The 994-nt window shown below is 80.1% G+C and carries 2 pseudogenes; one reads left to right on the top strand and one right to left on the bottom strand.

Annotation, left to right across the window (positions count from 1 at the left end):
- Positions 1 to 437: pseudogene (locus ACYVPE_RS39845) on the bottom strand (hypothetical protein); the annotation flags it as partial.
- 67 nt (positions 438 to 504) lie between these two features.
- Here ACYVPE_RS39845 and ACYVPE_RS39840 point away from each other — a divergent pair.
- A pseudogene (locus tag ACYVPE_RS39840) lies at positions 505 to 994 on the top strand (hypothetical protein); the annotation flags it as partial.

Here is a 994-nt window from a genome sequence, read left to right as displayed (position 1 = left end):
GGGGCGCTGGGCGAGGCGCAGCCGCCTCGCGGCGCGGAAGGCGACGGCGGTGAGCCGCCGGCCCTGGCGGGCGGCGGTGGGGGCGGCGGCTGCACGGGGCCGCCGCCGGCCGGCTTGTTGACCGTGCGACGCAGCGAGGCCACCATCTCCGGCGAAACGGCCTGCGTCGGCACGTAGTTGACGCCACCGCCTGCGGCGGGGGCCTCCGGCGCCGGTGGCGGCGGTGGCGGCGTGGGCTCGGGACGGGCGGACTTGGCGGTGTCGGCCGACGCGAGATCGTTCGCCGGTCGCGCCCCGGGCGTCCGGTGGATGGCCGTGGGCGGCAGGGCGCTGCCACTCGGCAGGATCGCGGTCCTCGCCTCCGAGGCGGGCGCGGGCCGGTCCGCCTCCTCCTCCACGACCAACGGCGCGGCGAACACGGTCTGCGGCGGCGCCACGGACACGTCCTCCTCGCCGATGCTCGACGTGTCCGTCCCATCCCAGACGGACGGCCCACTCCCGGACGTGTCCACATCCGACCAAGCCGAGCCGTTGCCGGCGCCTGCGGCGCTGCTCGGCGGTGGGCTGGCGGGCCACCCGTTTCCGGGCTCCGGTGGTGTGCCAGCCGGGCTGGCGTCGGCCGGGCTGCCGCCTGTCGGCGGCGTAGCCGGGCCGAAGGGGCCGGCGTTGCCGGTGCCTGCGGCGCTGCTCGGCGGCGGGCTGGCGGGCCACCCAATGCCGGGCACCGGCGGTGCGGAGCTGTTGTGGCTCGGGGTGCCGGTGCCTGCGGCGTTGCTCGGCGGGGGGCTGGCGGGCCACCCGCTGCCGGGTGCCTGCGGCGCGCCGGGCACCGGTGGTGCGCCAGCCGGGCTGGCGCCGGGCAGGCTGCCACCTACCGGCGGCGTACTCGTGCCGGCGGAGCCGGCATCGGCGCGCACGGCGCCGGGCGCCGGCGGCGCGGCAACTGGCCCGGCGTTGCCGGGCACAGGCACGGGCGCGCCAGCGCCCGGCGCCG

The sequence above is a fragment of the Streptomyces mayteni genome (genome assembly GCF_054783955.1).
The sequence above is the reverse complement of the archived record's forward strand: the minus strand, read 5'-3'. Positions and strand labels throughout refer to the sequence as shown.